Origin of the sequence: Pseudoalteromonas sp. NBT06-2, from assembly GCF_002276045.1 — a bacterium.
Lineage (GTDB): Bacteria > Pseudomonadota > Gammaproteobacteria > Enterobacterales > Alteromonadaceae > Pseudoalteromonas.
The window spans coordinates 1-473 of record NZ_NQMR01000423.1; the positions used below are offsets into that span (position 1 = coordinate 1).

Below are 473 nucleotides of genomic sequence, written 5' to 3' on the forward strand. Positions count from 1 at the left end.
AGCTTGGCGATATCAAGTGAAATGGCCTGCTCTTTACCAGTATCATCGGTTTCATAAAAGCGAATAAAGCGACATGAATCTACTACATCAACAGACTGTGCGATTAAGTCCATGGCCTTTTGCCATTTACCTGAATCATCTGATATTTCATATTTGCGTAGGCTTAAAATACGTTGCGGGTTGATGGTGCCTTCTTTATCTGTATTGAACACATTATTCACAATCACCTGAATATTGTGATTACCATTTTGTGTCCATTTATCCAGGCATTGATCTATTAAATCTTTTGCCAGTTGTAACTCAGGACCAAGTTCAATTCGCTCTTGGTTTTGTAGCGTCACTTTGAGCGTGTGATCGAATGAGCGCAAAGTAATATTGCCTTTTTTACCGCCCAGTTTTACGTCATGTTCTTGGGCTAACAATTCAATAAAGGCATCCGCTTCATCCATTTGTTTTTCTTTAAATTCAGCCAG

1 protein-coding gene is annotated in these 473 nt (G+C 38.9%); it reads right to left on the minus strand.

Annotation, left to right across the window (positions count from 1 at the left end; translation table 11 throughout):
• A partial coding sequence (locus tag CJF42_RS26390) for a DUF3164 family protein (RefSeq protein WP_252097753.1) occupies positions 1-449 on the minus strand: 449 nt, incomplete at its 3' end.
• Positions 450-473 lie beyond the last annotated feature (24 nt).